The following is a 16,406-nucleotide window of genomic DNA, read 5'->3' on the forward strand; positions in this document are numbered from 1 at the left end:
ACATAAATATTCACTACTCATTCGAAGCTTGCTAGTTTGTTCCCTATAGTGGAAATAACGGCTTGTTATCATTTTGTTGAAACATAAATGGAAAGAAGTCTCGCATTGCCATCTTAATCTCTGGCAATGTGACTTTTGACAACATATTTAGCCCGCAAAGCCGGCATGAACTCGGCAAAGTATTGCGAAATTGTATAACTGGATCATTTACACCTGCGGGCAAACCGACTAACTTACTCGCGGGTTATTCCAAAAAAATGCAAAAAACCCGCCCGGATCGCTGGTTTGGCTGCCTCATGGATTGAGCGTTTATTACACAGAGAAGCTCTCAACAGAAGTACCCAAGGCACAACCAGCATCTGCGGCTGATTTACGGACGAATTATTTGGGACGGATGTCCCCCGCAGAGGTAACCATGTCCTTGCTTGAAGTCAAAAACTTGCGGATCGAGTACCCCTCCCGCTACGGGGTGCTGGCCGCGGTCAAGGATCTCTCTTTTTCCGTGGAAAAGGGCGAGATCGTCGGCGTTGTCGGTGAATCCGGCGCCGGCAAATCCACCATCGGCAACGCCGTCATCGATCTGTTGAGCCCGCCCGGTCGCATCGCCCGCGGCGACATCTACCTCAACGGTGAACTCATCTCCGGCAAGAGTCAGAACGAGATGCGGGCCATTCGCGGCTCACGCATCGGTTTCATCTTCCAGGATCCCATGACCTCCCTCAACCCGCTGTTCACCGTGGAGCGGCAGCTGGTGGAGACCATACTCGCCAACACCGATCTCGACCGCGAGGCGGCCTTTGCCAAGGCCCTCGAGCTGATGGGGGCGGTGGGGATCCCGAACCCGGAACTGCGCATCAAGCAGTATCCGCACCAGTTCTCCGGCGGCATGCGTCAGCGGGTGGTCATCGCCATCGCCCTCTCCGGCGATCCCGAGCTCATCATCGCCGACGAGCCGACCACGGCGCTGGACGTTTCCATCCAGGATCAGATCCTCCAGCTCATCCGCACCCTGTGCAAGGAGCGTCAGGTAGGCTGCATGCTGGTGACCCACGACATGGGCGTGGTCTCCAACGTCACCGACAAGGTGGCGGTCATGTATCGCGGCGATCTGGTGGAGTTCGGCACCACGGAACAGGTGCTGGGCCGCCCCAACCATCCCTATACTCGTAGCCTCATCTCGGCGGTGCCCCGCTCCGATGTCAAGCTGGTGCGCTTCCCCCTGGTCTCCTATATCGAGGATGCCGGCGCGGCGGATACCAGCATCGATCTGAAGACCCACTGGCTCGGTCAGAGCCAGGACGAGCGCAGCTATGAAGGGGCCCTGCTGCGAGTGGAGAACGTGGATCTGAAGTTCGTCACCAAGGATTCCTTCTTCCCGAGCCGCCGCCAGTACGTGCGCGCCTGCAACAACATCAGCTTCGAGATCTTCGAAGGGGAAACCTTCGGTCTGGTGGGGGAGTCCGGCTCCGGCAAGTCCACCATCGCCCGGGCCATCACCGGCCTCTATCCGCCCGATGCCGGCAAGATCGTGTTCGAGGGGATCGATCTCACTGCCCTGAAGGGAGAGCACGAGCGTCGCCCGCTGCGCCGCCAGATGCAGATGGTGTTCCAGAACCCCTATTCGTCCATGAACCCGCGCATGAAGGTACGTGACATCATCGCCGAGCCGATCCGCTTCCACCGCCTCGCCGAGAGCGAGCGGCAGATTGAGCAGATCGTGGCGGACCTCCTCGACCACGTCGGTCTGGGCAGCGGAGCAGGGGTCAAGTATCCCCACGAGTTCTCCGGTGGTCAGCGCCAGCGCATTTCCATCGCCCGCGCCCTGGCGACCCGGCCGCGCTTCCTCATCTGCGACGAGCCCACCTCGGCGCTGGATGTGTCGGTGCAGGCCCAGATCCTGAACCTGCTCAAGGATTTGCAGCAGGAACTTGGCCTCACCATGCTGTTCATCAGCCACGATCTGCCGGTCATCCGCCAGATGTGCGATCGCATCGGGGTGATGCAGCACGGCAACCTGGTGGAGGTGGCCGAGACCGAGAAACTGTTTACCAATGCCGAGCATGAGTACAGCCGCAAGCTGATCTCCCTCATGCCGGAATTTAAGGGAATGTCCCGCGAGGGGCTGGAAATCGCAAGCTAGGAAAGCACCGGTTCGCCGGTTTGTCTGTCAATAAAAAGCCAAAAGCATGGAGAAAGACATGAAGAAAGGATTATCCAAGATCGCCATGGCGCTGTTCGCCGCTGGTCTCGCGTTCAACGTTTCCGCTGCCGACATCAAGGTCGCCGTCGCCTCCGACGCCACCTCGCTGGACCCGCAGGAGCAGCTGTCCGGTCAGACTCTGGAGATGTCTCACCTGGTATTCGACCCCCTGATGCGCTACACCCAGGACCTGCAGTTCGAGCCGCGTCTGGCCGAGAAGTATGAGCGCATCGACGACAAGACCGTCCGCTTCCACCTGCGCAAGGGTGTCAAGTTCCACTCCGGCAATGACTTCACCGCCGACGACGTGGTCTGGACCGTCAACCGTCTGAAGGCCTCCCCGGACTTCAAGGCGATCTTCGACCCCATCGCCGAAGCCAAGAAGGTGGATGATTTCACCGTGGATCTCGTCACCGCCAAGCCGTTCCCGCTGGTGCTGCAGACCGTGACCTACATCTTCCCGATGGACTCCAAGTTCTATACCGGCAAGACCGAAGCGGGCAAGGACAAGGCCGAGATCGTCAAGAACGGTGACTCCTTCGCCTCCACCAATGTCTCCGGTACCGGTCCGTTCAGCGTCAAGTTCCGCGAGCAGGGCGTGAAGCTGGAGTACGTGCGCAGCGCCAACTATTGGGACAAGGCCTCCAAGGGCAACGTCGAGAATCTGACCGTGGTGCCGATCAAGGAAGACGCCACCCGTGTGGCTGCCCTGCTGGGTGGCGACGTGGACATGATCTACCCGGTTGCCCCGAACGATCTGGAGCGCGTGAAGAACGGCAAGGATTCCCAGCTGGTCACCCTGTCCGGTACCCGTGCCATCATCATCGAGCTGAACCAGAACACCAACCCGGCGCTGAAAGACAAGCGCGTGCGTCAGGCGATCAACTACGCCATCAACCAGGTGGGTATCGTCGACAAGATCAACAAGGGCTTCGGTACCCCGGCCGGTCAGCTGAGCCCGAAGGGCTACGCAGGCTACAACGAGGCGCTCAAGCCCCAGTATGATCTGGCCAAGGCCAAGGAGCTGATGAAGGAAGCCGGTTACGAGAAGGGCTTCAAGATGAGCTTCATCTCCCCGGCTGCCCGCTACGTCAACGACGTGAAGATCGCCCAGGCCGTCTCCGCCATGCTGTCCAAGATCAACATCAAGGTGGATCTGAAGACCATGCCGGTGGCCCAGTACTGGCCGGAGTTTGACAAGTGCGCCGCTGACATGCAGCTGATCGGCTGGCACTCCGACACCGAAGACAGTGCGAACTTCTTCGAGTTCCTGACCTTCACCAAGGATGCCAAGACCGGCATGGGTCAGTACAACTGTGGCGGCTATGCCAACGCGGAAGCTGACAAGATGGTGATGGAAGCGAACACCGAGACCGATCCGGCCAAGCGCGCCGCCATCCTGCAGAAGGTGGAAGCCATGCTGATCGACGACGCCGCCTATGTGCCGCTGCACTGGGAAGACCTGGCCTACGGTGCCAAGAAGAACGTCGACATCAAGCCGGTGGTCAACGTGATGAACTTCCCTTACCTGGGTGACCTGGTGGTCAACAAGTAAGAACCTGCTCACGTTCTTGCTGCGACGCCGTGATCAAGGCTCATGTGCTGCTCGGAATCCTCATGTGTCATTACACACTCCGGTTCCTGCACTGCTCTTCACCTTGCTGACGGCCTCTCGTCACAGACCGTGAACAGGTTATGAAGGAAGGACCCGGCGGGGCGCCTCAGGTGCCCCGCCATTAACAGAAGCCTGTGCCAAGACACAGGCCACGTAGAAGGACAAGCATGTTTACATTCCTGCTGAAACGGTTCTATCAGGCCGTGATAGTGATGTTCGTCATCAGCCTGGTCGCCTTCTCCATCCAGGACAATCTGGGGGATCCGCTGCGCGAGCTGGTGGGACAATCCGTCTCCGAGTCCGTGCGCCAGGAGCTGCGCGACAAGATGGGCCTCAACGACCCCTTTTTGGTGAAATACAGCCGCTTCCTGCAAAACGCAGTGCAAGGGGATCTGGGCACCTCCTATTTCTTCAAGCGACCGGCCCTCGAGGTGATCCTCGACAAGCTGGTGGCTACTCTTGAGCTGGTGTTTGCTGCCGCGCTCATCATCGTCGTGGTCTCCATTCCGCTGGGGGTTTATTCGGCGATCAGGCCTCGCAGCATCCTCACCAAGGTCATCATGGCGGTGAGCAGCATCGGCATCTCGATCCCGGTCTTCCTGACCGCCATCATGCTGATGTACCTCTTCTCCATCCAGCTGGGCTGGCTGCCGGCCTATGGCCGTGGCGAGACCGCCAACGTGCTGGGCTGGGAGTCAGGCTTTTTCACCTGGGACGGCATCCTGCACCTGATCCTGCCGGCAGTGTCGCTCTCCTCCATCATGCTGCCGCTGTTCATCCGGCTGGTGCGCTCCGAGATGCTGGAGCAGCTCTCCTCCGAGTACGTCAAGTTTGCCCGTGCCAAGGGGCTGGACAACAACAAGGTCTACTACCAGCACGCCCTTAAGAACACCATGCTGCCGGTCATCACCGTCGGCGGCGTGCAGATCGGCACCATGGTGGCCTACACCATACTGACCGAGAGCGTGTTCCAGTGGCCGGGGACCGGTTTCCTGTTCCTCGAGGCGATCCACCGGGTCGATACCCCCCTCATCACCGCCTACGTCATCTTCGTGGGCCTGATCTTCGTGGTGACCAATACCCTGGTCGACCTGCTCTACGGGTTGATCAACCCGACCGTCAACTTGACCGCCAAGGGGTAAGCACATGAGTAATGCAGTAACTGCGAGCCCGAGCTGCCGTTTGGCACGCTGCGAGAGTGCCGGCATGCTGGCGAACCCGACTATTCACCCAACTGGGGTAAACGCATGAGTAACGTTACAACTGCGAGCCCGAGCCGCTGGGCACGCTTCAAGAACTCCGACATCGTCTACTACTTCCTGCGGGACAAGGTAGCCATGTTCAGCTTTGCGGTCTTCGTGGTCTTCGTGCTGGCGGCGATGCTGGCACCCTGGCTCGCGCCGCACAACGTCTATGACCAGACCAGCTTCGATCTGATGGATGCGGAGCTGCCCCCCTCCTGGCTGGAAGGGGGCGAGGAGCGCTTCTGGCTCGGCACCGACAACCAGGGCCGCGACATCTGGAGCACCATCCTCTATGGTGCCCGCATCTCGCTGACCATCGGCCTGTTCGCGGTGGGGCTGCAGCTGGTGCTCGGCATCGTCATCGGCCTGATGGCCGGCTACTTCGGTGGCCGCATCGACAACCTGCTGATGCGTTTCGCCGATGTGCAGCTGTCGTTCTCCACCATGATGGTGGCCATCATCATCTCCGCCATCTTCCAGGCGACCTTTGGCTCCGAGTTCTACTCGCGCTTCGCCATCGTGATGCTGGTGGTGATCATCGGCATCGCCGAATGGCCCCAGTACGCCCGGACCGTGCGCGCCTCCGTGCTGGCGGAGAAGAAGAAGGAGTATGTGGAAGCGGCCAAGGTGATGGGCTTCCGCGCCCCGCGCATCATGTTCCGCCACATCCTGCCGAACTGCCTGTCGCCCATCCTGGTCATCTCCACCGTGCAGGTGGCGAACGCCATCATGAGCGAGGCGGCACTCTCCTTCCTCGGGCTCGGCATGCCGGTAGATCAGCCGTCACTGGGGTCGCTGATCAGCGTGGGCTTCAACTACATCTTCTCCGGCTCCTGGTGGATCACCGCCTTCCCGGGCATCTGCCTGGTGGTGCTGGTGCTGGTCATCAACCTCCTGGGTGACTGGCTGCGGGATGTGTTCAACCCGAAGATTTACAAGGGCTGATGGTGTCCTGTTCACCGGGCCGCAGCGGCCATGGGGGAACAGGCATCAGAGGATGAATGACAAGAAGGGCGCCACTATGGCGCCCTTCTTTATTGCTCGCGGTTCAGGTCAGGCTGCTGCCAGCCCTTGCATCAGGCTTTTAGCCAGCCTTGGATGCTGGCCAGGATGCCAACACCGTCCAGCCCCAGCTGGGCGTAGATCTCTTCCTGGGTGCCCTGCTCGATGAAGCGGTCGGGCAGGCCCAGGTTCAGCACCGGCTTGCACTGCTTGTTGCGCATCAGCAGCTCGTTCACCGCGGAGCCGGCCCCGCCCATGATGGCGTTGTCTTCCAGGGTCACGAAGTGATCATGGGTGGCGGCCAGGGAGAGCACCAGTTCTTCATCCATCGGCTTGACGAAGCGCATGTCCACCAGGGTGGCGTCGAGGGCTTCGGCGGCCGCTCTGGCCTGTTGCAACAGGGTACCGAACGCCAGGATGGCGGTACCCTTGCCCTGACGCACGATCCGGCCCTTGCCGAGCGCCAGCGCCTGCATCTCGCTCTCGGCCTGGATGCCGGTGCCGCTGCCACGGGGATAGCGCACCGCCGCAGGCCCGTTGCACAGGTAGCCGGTGTAGAGCATCTGGCGGCACTCGTTCTCGTCGGACGGGGCCATCACCACCATGTTTGGCACGGTGCGCAGGAAGCTGATGTCAAACGCCCCCTGGTGGGTGGGGCCATCGGCCCCCACCAGGCCGGCCCGGTCGATGGCGAACAGCACCGGCAGGTTCTGCAGTGCCACGTCGTGGATCAGCTGGTCATAGGCCCGCTGCAGGAAGCTCGAATAGATGGCGACCACAGGCTTCTTGTCGGCGATGGCGAGGCCGGCGGCGAAGGTGACCGCATGCTGCTCGGCGATGGCCACGTCGAAGTAGCGATCCGGATACTGCTGGCTGAACTTCACCAGACCTGAGCCCTCACGCATGGCGGGAGTGATGCCGACCACGCGCTCGTCCCTGGCTGCCATGTCGCACAGCCACTGGCCGAAGATGGCGGAGAAGGTCGGCTTGCCACCGGCGCTCTTGGGCAGGGCGCAGTCGTCCGGGTTGAATTTGGGCACGGCATGATAGCCGATGGGGTCTTTTTCCGCCGGTTCGTAGCCCTTGCCCTTCTTGGTCTTGACGTGCAGCAGCTGGGGACCCTTGAGGTTGCGCATGTTGCGCAGGGTTTCGACCAGGGCGTGGATGTCGTGACCGTCGATGGGGCCGATGTAGTTGAAGCCGAACTCCTCGAACAGGGTACCCGGCACCACCATGCCCTTGAGGTGCTCCTCGGCCCGCTTGGCCAGCTCCTTGACCGGCGGCAGGCCCGCCAGCACCTTCTTGCCACCCTCGCGGATGGTGGTGTAGAGCTTGCCGGACATCAGCCTGGCGAGGTGGTTGTTCAGGGCCCCCACGTTCTCGGAGATGGACATCTCGTTGTCGTTGAGGATCACCAGCATGTCCTTGTGGACGTCGCCGGCGTGGTTGAGGGCCTCGAACGCCATGCCGGCGGTGATGGCGCCGTCACCGATGACAGCGACCACCTTGCGGCCAAGGCCTTCGCTCTCGGCGGCCACCGCCATGCCGAGCGCAGCCCCGATGGAGGTGCTGGAGTGGCCCACGCTGAGCACGTCATATTCGCTCTCTTCCCGCCAGGGGAAGGGGTGCAGGCCATCTTTCTGGCGAATGGTGTGAATGCGATCCCGCCGTCCGGTCAGGATCTTGTGGGGATAGGCCTGATGGCCCACGTCCCACACCAGGCGATCGAAGGGGGTGTTGTAGACGTAATGCAGGGCGACCGTCAGCTCGACGGTACCAAGGCCAGAGGCGAAGTGGCCGCTGGAGCGGCTCACGGAGCGCAGCAAGTACTCACGCAGCTCGTTGCACAGCACAGGCAGCCGCTCGAAGGGGAGGGATCGCAACTCGACCGGCGTGTCCGCGAGGGCCAGGTTGGGGAAATCGCTAATATCAACGCTCATTTTGTTACTGTTATCCAGCGTTTAGTGGGTTCGCTCGATGATGTAATCGGCAAACGCTTCCAGAATGTCGGTATTGTAGGGCAAGGATTGCAGGGCTGTTAAGGCCTTGTCATGCAGTTCGCGAGCCAGCTCACGGGCATTGTCGAGTCCGAGCAGGGCCGGATAGGTGCTCTTCTCCTGCGCCAGATCCGAGCCTTGCGGCTTGCCCAGGGTGGCGGTATCGCCGGTGATGTCGAGGATGTCATCCTGCACCTGGAAGGCCAGCCCGATGGCGGCGGCATAGGTCTGCAGGGCGGCCAGGGTGGCGTGTTCCACGTCAGCCTTGCACAGGGCGCCCAGGGTGACGGCGCACTCGATGAGGGCCCCGGTCTTGTGGCGGTGCACCTGCTCCAGCTCGGCGAGGCTGATCTGGCGGCCCTCGGCCTCCAGATCCAGCGCCTGTCCGCCGCACATGCCCAGATAACCGGAGGCGCGGGCCAGGGCGCTCAGCATCTTGACCCGGTTGGCCATCAATTCGTCGGGCAGCGGGTGATCGGCCAGGATGGAGAACGCCAGGGTCTGCAGGGCATCGCCGGCCAGGATGGCGGTGCCTTCGTCAAAGGCCTTGTGCACCGTCGGTTGACCGCGACGCAGGTCGTCGTCGTCCATGGCGGGCAGGTCGTCGTGCAGCAGGGAGTAGGCGTGGATACACTCCACCGCGGCGGCCGGACCGTCCAGCAGCTCGCTCTTGACGCCCAGCATCTCGCCCACGGCGTAGACCAGGAAGGGGCGAACACGTTTGCCGCCGAGCAGCAGACCATATTTCATCGCGTCCCGCAGACGCGGCGCCATGGCGGGCAAGGCTTCAAGCTGTGCCGAGAGGCAGGCGTCGATACGCTGTCGATGCTGGCGGGAGAAATCGTCCAGGGTCACTCACTCCTCTCCTTGCTCTGACTGAAAGGGGACCGCCTGCTCGCTGCCGTCGGCCTGGGTCAGCAGGATCTGGATCTTCTGTTCGGCCTGCTCCAGCTTCTGCTGGCCGGCACGCACCAGATGGATGCCCTGTTCGAATTGTTTGAGTGCCTCCTCGAGGGGGAGCGAACCCTGTTCCAGTTGATGCACTATGCTTTCCAGCTCTTCCAGGGTGGCATCAAAACTCAGACGGTCGATTTTTTTACTGGCCATGTCCATCCTCGGGGATTGAAAAAAACGGCTCATCTTAACATCGACCGGCCACAGGGGGGAGGCAGAAAAACGCGGCCTCCTCAAACTATCCTGACCCTGGCCGATAAGAACCGGCATGCAACCAGGTATTGCCGATCGGCGATTGAGGCGTACCGGGCTTGCTGCCGGGGACGCAATAGCAGAAAATTCAACGCAATATAATTAGACGGCACGTTCGGCGACAGGAGTAGGGGTGTGGATTTAGGGAGTCTTATAGGCATAGTGCTGGGGTTCGGGGTCGTGGTGTACGGCATGCTGCTGGGCGGCCCCATGAGCATGTACGTGGACATGCCGTCGGTCTATATCACCATTCTGGGGTCTGTGTTCATCTGCATGATGAAATTCAACCTCGGCCAGTTTCTGATGGCCTTCAAGGTGGCGGGCAAGGCCTTCATGTACAAGGGGGACAAGCTCGATGACCTGATTGCGAAGGCGGTGGAGCTGGCGGATGCGGCCCGCAAGGGGGGCTTCCTGGCCCTGGAGGCGGCGGAGATCCCCAACACTTTCATGAAGAAGGGGATCGACATGCTAGTGGACGGCCACGATGCTGACGTGGTGCGTGCCGTGATGGAGAAGGACATCGAGCTGACCGCGGAGCGCCATGCCATCGCCATCAAGGTGTTCCGTTCCCTCGGTGACCTCGGTCCTGCCATGGGCATGATAGGTACCCTGGTGGGCCTGGTGGCCATGCTGGCCAACATGAGTGACCCCAAATCCATCGGTCCGGCCATGGCGGTGGCCTTGCTGACGACCTTGTATGGTGCCATCGAGGCCAACATGATCGCCATCCCCATCGCGGACAAGCTGGAACTGCGCAGCGGCGAGGAACAACTGAGTCGCACCTTGATCCTCGACGCCATCATGGGGATCCAGGATGGACAGAACCCGAGAGTGATCCAGGCCATGTTGCAAAACTACCTGAATCAGTCCAAACGCAACAACGGGACCGAATAGGAGCGCACAGATGGCAAAGTGCAAGTGCCCGCCTCCCGGATTGCCCGGTTACATGGGAACCTTCGCGGATCTCATGTCCCTGTTGATGTGCTTCTTCGTGCTCTTGCTCTCCTTTGCCGAGATGGATGTGCAGAAGTTCAAGCAGATCGCTGGCTCCATGGAGAAGGCGTTCGGGGTGCAGAACATCCTGGAGGTCAAGGATATTCCCAAGGGAACCTCGGTCATCGCCCAGGAGTTCCGGCCTGGTCGCCCTGAGCCGACCCCTATCGACACCATCATGCAGCAGACCATCGACATGACCCAGACCGAGCTGGATTTCCAGCCCGGGGATGCGGACAAGGCGGGGGGGCATGACAAGACCGATGGCCAGCAGAGTGGCGGCGACAGCACCCAACAGGCCCAGGAGCAGAAGGCGCAGGAGCAGTCCAATGCCCTGGCGAAGGCGCTGGCGGAGCAGATGCAGGCCCAGATCCAGGATGGGGCCATCGAGATAGAGGCGCTGGGACAGCAGATCATCATCCGTATTCGTGAGAAGGCGGCCTTCCCGGCGGGATCTGCCTTCCTCCAGCCCCAGTTCTGGCCGGTGATCCGCAAGGTGGCGACCCTGCTCAAGGACGTGCCCGGGGAGATCACCGTCTCCGGCCACACCGACAATGTTGCGACCGAAGACGAGCTGTTCCAGTCCAACTGGGAGCTCTCGTCCCAGCGCGCGGTGGCGGTGGCCCATCAGATGATCAAGGTGCCCGGTTTTGACGGCAATCGACTGGTGGTGCAGGGCATGGCGGATAGCCAGCCGCTGGTGCCCAACAACAGCCCGGAAAACCGGCGCATGAACCGGCGAGTCGAGATCGCCATCATGCAGGGCAAACCGACAGTGTCGGCCCCCATCGGGGTATCCGAACCCAAGTAGTCTTTGCCGGGAAGCGGGATCCCCCTCGCAGGGGCTGACATGGATTTTGTGGCGGCTTCATATTAAGATGCCCCATCCGAACCGACAGCTGCGGCTCTCTTTTGATTGCCGCAGCTTCTCTTTATAAAGCAACCCAGGTTTCGACTATGAATCATACTCCGATGACTGTTCGTGGCGCCGAAAAGCTGCGTCAAGAGCTCGACTATCTCAAGACCGAGCTGCGTCCCCAGATTATCGAAGCGATTGCTGATGCCCGTGAACATGGTGATCTGAAAGAAAATGCCGAATACCATGCCGCCCGTGAGCAGCAAGGGTTTTGTGAAGGCCGCATTCAGGAAATCGAAGGCAAGCTCTCCAACGCCCAGGTGATCGATGTCACCAAGATTGCCAATAATGGTCGCGTGATCTTCGGAGCGACCGTGACCCTGCTCAAAAGCGAAACGGAAGAAGAAGTGGTGTATCGCATCGTGGGTGACGACGAGGCGGATATCAAACAGAACATGATCTCCGTGAACTCCCCCATTGCCCGTGCGCTGATCGGCAAGGAAGTGGATGACGTTGCCATCGTCAAGACCCCTGGCGGCGACGTGGAGTACGAGATCCTGGAAGTCGCCTACCTCTGATCGCAGGGGCGGGGAAGAGACAGGGGAGCCGGGCTCCCCTGTTGCATTTACTCTCCCTGATAGGCCTGGATGAAGGCGTCCTGATGGCGCTGGAAGAGCCAGTCCCGCAGTAGCTCCTGATCCTCCTTGTTCAGCCGGATTTGGACGGCCCAGTCGTGAAGGCTCTGGTTGGCCTCCACATGCCGGATCAGGGTTCCCGCCATCGTCAGGTGGGGGAGTCCCTCGATGCAGAGGGTGCCGTTCAGGGTATCGCCCTTGATCATGGACACGGGCAAGCCGGCCACGATGAGGCCGCCAAGGGAGAGGCTGTATACCTCGTACTCTGCGTCTTCGGTACAGAGCACGGCCTTCTCGTCGAGTCGCCAGGCGCGTAGATGGGGCGAACCCAGTTCAGTAATGGTCGGCGCGGCGATGCGCAGTTCGGCGAGACCCTCCGCAGCCAGGGTACAGTGCAGCGGGAAACGCAGCTGGTGGCCGGCGATGCGGGCCTCGAGCGTCAACGGGGTGGCGCGTTGCAGCAGGCTTTGCAGAGGAAGGGACAGATTGCCGTGCAGAAACTGGCTGACAGTCATGTCCTCGGCGTTGCCCAAGTCCCGCAGCATGGCCAGTTCTTCATCGGTGAGGAGCTGATGCTTGTCCATAGTGGGTGTCCGCGACTATTCATCGCAGGTTAAGGGCCTGACCGCTATGTTGGCAAGCGACTTGGGAAGAGGGGAAATGAAGGAAAGAGCGAATGCTCTTTCCTGTTACTTGCGCGGCAACTGGATTTTGGGTTCTTTGGCCTGACGATAGATGGTCAGGACATGGCCCATGCTCTGTACCTTGATGGCGCCGGTCTCACGGACAATGGCATCCATAACCAGCTGTTTCATCTCACGATCTTCAGACGCAACCTTAACCTTGATCAGTTCGTGGTGGTTCAGCGCCAGATCGATCTCGGCCAGCACCCCTTCGGTCAGACCGTGTTGTCCCAGGAGGACGACCGGCTTCAGACTGTGGGCAAGGCCCTTGAGGTACTGTTTCTGTTTATTGTTGAGAATCATGGCAATTTCTTCATAAGTCAGGGTTGAAAGGGGCGTATTCTACCCCCACTTAGCCCTTAATACTAATAACCCTTGTGGTTTTTTAAAGTCGACAATCATGACCCAGAAAAAACGTTCCCCCAGTTCAACCCGCTGGTTAAAAGAACATTTCGACGACCAATACGTCAAGAAAGCCCAGAAGCTGGGGCTGCGCTCCCGTGCCGTGTTCAAGATTGACGAGATCCAGGGTAAGGACAGACTGCTCAAGCCCGGCATGACGGTGGTTGACCTGGGGGCTGCCCCTGGCGGCTGGTCCCAATTTGCCATCGATCAGGTTGGCGAAAAGGGGCGTGTGATCGCTTGCGACATTTTGCCGATGGATTCCATCGCCGGTGTCGATTTCCTGCAAGGAGACTTTCGGGAGGAAACTGTACTCGGCGCCTTGCTGGAGCGAGTCGGTCCGGGCAAGGTGGACGTGGTCATGTCTGATATGGCGCCCAACATGAGTGGCACCCAGCAGGTGGATCAGGCCCGCGCCATGTATCTGGTCGAGCTGGCACTGGACATGTGCAATCAGGTCCTGAGCAGCAATGGCAGCTTCGTGGTCAAGGTATTCCAGGGGGAGGGGTTTGATGCCTATCTCAATGAAATACGTAGACTTTTCTCTGTCGTCAAGATTCGAAAACCAGACTCGTCCCGTGCCCGTTCACGAGAAGTCTACATTGTGGCTACCGGTTTTAAACTGTAGTACCCTAACCCTCATCGTTAACTGTCAGTCTGCGAGGTCATTGATTTGAGTGACATGGCGAAAAACCTAATCCTGTGGCTGGTCATCGCCGTCGTGTTGATGTCGGTGTTCAATAGCTTCAGCCCCAGCGATACCACCAGTCGCCAGCTGGACTATTCCAGCTTCGTGAAAGAAGTGACCCAGGAACAGATCCGTGAAGTGCGGATGGACGGCAAGGTCATCAATGGCGTCAAGCGCACCGGTGAACGTTTCACCACCATCATCCCTGCGCCGGATCCCCAGCTGCTCAACGACATGCTCAACCACAACGTCAAGGTGATGGGTGAGAAGCCGGAAGAGCCGTCTTTGATCACCTCTATCTTCATCTCCTGGTTCCCGATGCTGTTGTTGATCGGCGTCTGGGTCTTCTTCATGCGTCAGATGCAGGGCGGCGGTGGCAAGGGTGCCATGTCGTTTGGCAAGAGCAAGGCTCGCCTGATGAGTGAAGATCAGATCAAGACCACCTTCGCCGACGTCGCCGGCTGTGACGAGGCCAAGGAAGAGGTCAAGGAGCTGGTCGACTATCTGCGCGACCCGAGCAAATTCCAGAAACTGGGCGGCAAGATCCCGACCGGCGTACTGCTGGTAGGTCCTCCCGGTACCGGTAAGACCCTGCTGGCCAAGGCCATCGCAGGCGAGGCCAAGGTGCCCTTCTTCACCATCTCGGGTTCCGACTTCGTCGAGATGTTCGTGGGTGTGGGCGCCTCCCGTGTCCGCGACATGTTCGAGCAGGCCAAGAAGTCCTCCCCCTGCATCATCTTCATCGACGAGATCGACGCGGTCGGTCGCCAGCGTGGCGCCGGTCTGGGCGGTGGTCACGACGAGCGCGAGCAGACCCTGAACCAGATGCTGGTCGAAATGGATGGCTTTGAAGGCAACGAGGGCATCATCGTCATCGCCGCCACCAACCGTCCAGACGTGCTGGACCCCGCGCTGCTGCGTCCGGGCCGCTTCGACCGCCAGGTGGTGGTCGGACTGCCGGATGTGCGCGGTCGCGAGCAGATCCTGAAGGTACACATGCGCAAGGTGCCGCTGGCGGATGACGTCAACCCGGCCCTGATCGCCCGCGGTACTCCCGGTTTCTCCGGTGCGGATTTGGCCAACCTGGTCAACGAGGCTGCCCTGTTCTCTGCACGCGAGAGCCGCCGCGTGGTCTCCATGCTGGAGTTCGAGAAGGCGAAGGACAAGATCATGATGGGGGCGGAACGCCGCTCCATGGTGATGAAGGAATCCGAGAAGGAGATGACGGCCTATCACGAGGCGGGTCACGCCATCATCGGTCGTGTGGTACCGGATCACGATCCCGTCTACAAGGTGTCCATCATTCCGCGCGGCCGTGCCCTGGGTGTGACCATGTACCTGCCGGAGCAGGATCGCTGGAGCCACTCCAAGCAGCACCTGGAGTCCATGATCTCCAGTCTGTACGGCGGTCGTCTGGCGGAAGAGCTGATTTACGGTGCCGAGAAGGTATCGACCGGTGCGTCCAACGACATCGAGCGTGCCACCGACATTGCCCGCAAGATGGTCACCCAGTGGGGCATGTCCGAGCGTCTCGGCCCCATGCTCTACGCGGAAGAGGACGGTGAAGTCTTCCTCGGCCGCAGCATGGCCAAGGCCAAGCACATGTCCGACGACACCGCACGCATCATCGATGCCGAGGTCAAGCAGGTCATCGACCGCAACTACGACCGTGCCAAGCAGATCCTGCTGGACAACATGGACGTGCTGCACACCATGAAAGATGCGTTGATGAAGTACGAGACCATCGATGCCAAGCAGATCGATGATCTGATGGCTCGCCGGGAAGTGCGTGCCCCCAGCAACTGGCACGATGAGCACGGTGACACCCCGCAGGGTGGTGCCAGCGCGAGCAGCGGACCCGACGTCAAGGCTCCGGCCGATGAGAGCAATGCGCCGCTCAACGACATCGACAAGGCGAACGATGTCCCGGCCAAATAAATTGTCATGATTGAAACCCCGGGCTTGCCCGGGGTTTTTCTTTGTACGGACGGTCAGACGTTCTTGTTACAGGTAGATGAAATGATGCAACTAAGCAGCAAGGGGCGCAGCCTTTCACTGGAACGCCCTCATGTCATGGGCATTCTCAACGTGACGCCAGACTCCTTCTCCGATGGCGGCCGATTCAAGCGGATCGATCTGGCGCTGAGCCATGCCAGCGAGATGGTGGCCGATGGGGCGACCCTTATCGATATCGGTGGCGAGTCGACCCGCCCCGGAGCGCCCGACGTGAGTGAGCAGGAGGAGCTGGACAGGGTCATCCCCGTTGTCGAGCGCATGGCGCGTGAGCTCGACGTGATGATCTCCCTCGATACCTCCAAGGCCGTGGTGATGAAGGAGGGCTGCGCCGCTGGCGGGCACCTGATCAACGACGTTCGTGCCCTGCTAGAGCCGGGCGCCTTGCACGTCGCCGCAGAGGCAGGGGTACCCGTGTGCCTGATGCACATGCAGGGCCAACCCAGAACCATGCAGGCCAAACCCCATTACGACGACCTGCTGGGGGAGGTGAGGGCTTTTTTTGACGAGCGGATCGCCGCCTGTCTGGCGGCAGGGATCCCGCGCGAGCAGCTGCTGCTGGACCCGGGCTACGGCTTTGGCAAGACACTGGCGCACAACTACCAGCTGCTGGCCGAGCAGCACAAGTTGCTTGATTACTGTTTGCCGCTCTTGGTGGGCATGTCGCGAAAGTCTATGATAGGCAACCTGCTCGCTCGCCCGGTGGATGAGCGACTGGCAGGCAGCCTGGCCTGCGCCCTGATCGGGTTGCAGCAAGGGGCCAGGATCATCCGGGTACACGACGTGCGCGCCACCATGGATGCGCTGCGTGTCGGCTGGATGACCATGACGGGACAAGATTTCATATCCAAATAGAAAAACGAGAAACAGGC

The 16,406-nt window shown here is 60.4% G+C and carries 15 protein-coding genes; 10 read left to right on the top strand and 5 right to left on the bottom strand.

Annotated features, from left to right (window positions below; translation table 11 throughout):
• Window positions 1-415 precede the first annotated feature (415 nt).
• The 4 genes from J9885_RS09630 (at window position 416) to J9885_RS09645 (ending at window position 6,004) form a co-directional block, all read left to right on the top strand.
• Window positions 416-2,140, top strand: coding sequence for an ABC transporter ATP-binding protein (locus tag J9885_RS09630; RefSeq protein WP_043762255.1), 1,725 nt, complete (start codon window positions 416-418; stop codon window positions 2,138-2,140).
• Between the two features lie 58 nt (window positions 2,141-2,198).
• Complete coding sequence (locus J9885_RS09635; RefSeq protein ID WP_210549157.1) at window positions 2,199-3,755, top strand: ABC transporter substrate-binding protein; 1,557 nt, start codon at window positions 2,199-2,201, stop codon at window positions 3,753-3,755.
• 227 nt (window positions 3,756-3,982) lie between these two features.
• Window positions 3,983-4,957: an ABC transporter permease gene (locus tag J9885_RS09640; protein WP_043762253.1), complete on the top strand. Its 975-nt coding sequence runs from the start codon at window positions 3,983-3,985 to the stop codon at window positions 4,955-4,957.
• A gap of 105 nt (window positions 4,958-5,062) precedes the next feature.
• Window positions 5,063-6,004 (top strand): ABC transporter permease, encoded by a 942-nt coding sequence (locus J9885_RS09645; protein WP_210549160.1) that lies wholly within the window; start codon window positions 5,063-5,065, stop codon window positions 6,002-6,004.
• Window positions 6,005-6,135: 131 nt separating this feature from the next.
• Here J9885_RS09645 and dxs read toward each other — a convergent pair whose 3' ends face one another.
• From dxs to xseB, 3 genes are read right to left on the bottom strand one after another with little or no spacing between them, the layout of a single operon-like run.
• Window positions 6,136-8,001, bottom strand: coding sequence for a 1-deoxy-D-xylulose-5-phosphate synthase (gene dxs, locus J9885_RS09650; RefSeq protein ID WP_210549162.1), 1,866 nt, complete (start codon window positions 7,999-8,001; stop codon window positions 6,136-6,138).
• A 21-nt stretch (window positions 8,002-8,022) separates the two neighbouring features.
• Window positions 8,023-8,913: a (2E,6E)-farnesyl diphosphate synthase gene (gene ispA / locus J9885_RS09655; protein WP_210549164.1), complete on the bottom strand. Its 891-nt coding sequence runs from the start codon at window positions 8,911-8,913 to the stop codon at window positions 8,023-8,025.
• Window positions 8,914-9,165 carry an exodeoxyribonuclease VII small subunit gene (gene xseB, locus J9885_RS09660; protein ID WP_043762294.1) on the bottom strand — a complete coding sequence of 84 codons (252 nt, stop codon included), beginning with the start codon at window positions 9,163-9,165 and terminating at the stop codon, window positions 8,914-8,916. It lies immediately after the preceding gene.
• A 234-nt stretch (window positions 9,166-9,399) separates the two neighbouring features.
• Here xseB and pomA point away from each other — a divergent pair, with 234 nt between their 5' ends.
• The 3 genes from pomA (at window position 9,400) to greA (ending at window position 11,691) form a co-directional block, all read left to right on the top strand.
• Window positions 9,400-10,158 carry a flagellar motor protein PomA gene (gene pomA, locus J9885_RS09665; RefSeq protein WP_043762248.1) on the top strand — a complete coding sequence of 253 codons (759 nt, stop codon included), beginning with the start codon at window positions 9,400-9,402 and terminating at the stop codon, window positions 10,156-10,158.
• A 10-nt stretch (window positions 10,159-10,168) separates the two neighbouring features.
• On the top strand, window positions 10,169-11,068 hold the full coding sequence (locus J9885_RS09670; protein ID WP_210549166.1) for a flagellar motor protein MotB: 900 nt from the start codon (window positions 10,169-10,171) through the stop codon (window positions 11,066-11,068).
• A gap of 146 nt (window positions 11,069-11,214) precedes the next feature.
• Complete coding sequence (gene greA / locus J9885_RS09675; protein WP_042078863.1) at window positions 11,215-11,691, top strand: transcription elongation factor GreA; 477 nt, start codon at window positions 11,215-11,217, stop codon at window positions 11,689-11,691.
• Between the two features lie 47 nt (window positions 11,692-11,738).
• Here greA and J9885_RS09680 read toward each other — a convergent pair whose 3' ends face one another.
• On the bottom strand, window positions 11,739-12,332 hold the full coding sequence (locus J9885_RS09680) for a PilZ domain-containing protein (protein ID WP_210549168.1): 594 nt from the start codon (window positions 12,330-12,332) through the stop codon (window positions 11,739-11,741).
• 105 nt (window positions 12,333-12,437) lie between these two features.
• Window positions 12,438-12,734 (bottom strand): ribosome assembly RNA-binding protein YhbY, encoded by a 297-nt coding sequence (gene yhbY / locus J9885_RS09685; protein ID WP_010675376.1) that lies wholly within the window; start codon window positions 12,732-12,734, stop codon window positions 12,438-12,440.
• Window positions 12,735-12,831: 97 nt separating this feature from the next.
• Here yhbY and rlmE point away from each other — a divergent pair, with 97 nt between their 5' ends.
• From rlmE to folP, 3 genes are all read left to right on the top strand, one after another.
• Complete coding sequence (rlmE, locus tag J9885_RS09690) at window positions 12,832-13,461, top strand: 23S rRNA (uridine(2552)-2'-O)-methyltransferase RlmE (RefSeq protein ID WP_043762243.1); 630 nt, start codon at window positions 12,832-12,834, stop codon at window positions 13,459-13,461.
• A 45-nt stretch (window positions 13,462-13,506) separates the two neighbouring features.
• Window positions 13,507-15,459 carry an ATP-dependent zinc metalloprotease FtsH gene (ftsH, locus tag J9885_RS09695; RefSeq protein ID WP_210549170.1) on the top strand — a complete coding sequence of 651 codons (1,953 nt, stop codon included), beginning with the start codon at window positions 13,507-13,509 and terminating at the stop codon, window positions 15,457-15,459.
• A gap of 84 nt (window positions 15,460-15,543) precedes the next feature.
• Window positions 15,544-16,389: a dihydropteroate synthase gene (gene folP / locus J9885_RS09700; protein ID WP_210549203.1), complete on the top strand. Its 846-nt coding sequence runs from the start codon at window positions 15,544-15,546 to the stop codon at window positions 16,387-16,389.
• Window positions 16,390-16,406: the final 17 nt, after the last annotated feature.

Origin of the sequence: Aeromonas sp. SrichE-2G (assembly GCF_017939565.1) — a bacterium.
GTDB classification, from domain to species: domain Bacteria; phylum Pseudomonadota; class Gammaproteobacteria; order Enterobacterales; family Aeromonadaceae; genus Aeromonas; species Aeromonas taiwanensis.

Excerpts from the sequence above, each read along its gene's own strand:
- J9885_RS09630 (WP_043762255.1), top strand. The coding sequence starts at position 416 with ATGTCCTTGCTTGAAGTCAAAAACTTGCGGATCGAGTACCCCTCCCGC.
- J9885_RS09635 (WP_210549157.1), top strand. The coding sequence starts at position 2,199 with ATGAAGAAAGGATTATCCAAGATCGCCATGGCGCTGTTCGCCGCTGGT.
- J9885_RS09640 (WP_043762253.1), top strand. The coding sequence starts at position 3,983 with ATGTTTACATTCCTGCTGAAACGGTTCTATCAGGCCGTGATAGTGATG.
- J9885_RS09645 (WP_210549160.1), top strand. The coding sequence starts at position 5,063 with ATGAGTAACGTTACAACTGCGAGCCCGAGCCGCTGGGCACGCTTCAAG.
- dxs (WP_210549162.1), bottom strand. The coding sequence starts at position 8,001 with ATGAGCGTTGATATTAGCGATTTCCCCAACCTGGCCCTCGCGGACACG.
- xseB (WP_043762294.1), bottom strand. The coding sequence starts at position 9,165 with ATGGCCAGTAAAAAAATCGACCGTCTGAGTTTTGATGCCACCCTGGAA.
- J9885_RS09670 (WP_210549166.1), top strand. The coding sequence starts at position 10,169 with ATGGCAAAGTGCAAGTGCCCGCCTCCCGGATTGCCCGGTTACATGGGA.
- greA (WP_042078863.1), top strand. The coding sequence starts at position 11,215 with ATGAATCATACTCCGATGACTGTTCGTGGCGCCGAAAAGCTGCGTCAA.
- J9885_RS09680 (WP_210549168.1), bottom strand. The coding sequence starts at position 12,332 with ATGGACAAGCATCAGCTCCTCACCGATGAAGAACTGGCCATGCTGCGG.
- yhbY (WP_010675376.1), bottom strand. The coding sequence starts at position 12,734 with ATGATTCTCAACAATAAACAGAAACAGTACCTCAAGGGCCTTGCCCAC.
- rlmE (WP_043762243.1), top strand. The coding sequence starts at position 12,832 with ATGACCCAGAAAAAACGTTCCCCCAGTTCAACCCGCTGGTTAAAAGAA.
- folP (WP_210549203.1), top strand. The coding sequence starts at position 15,544 with ATGCAACTAAGCAGCAAGGGGCGCAGCCTTTCACTGGAACGCCCTCAT.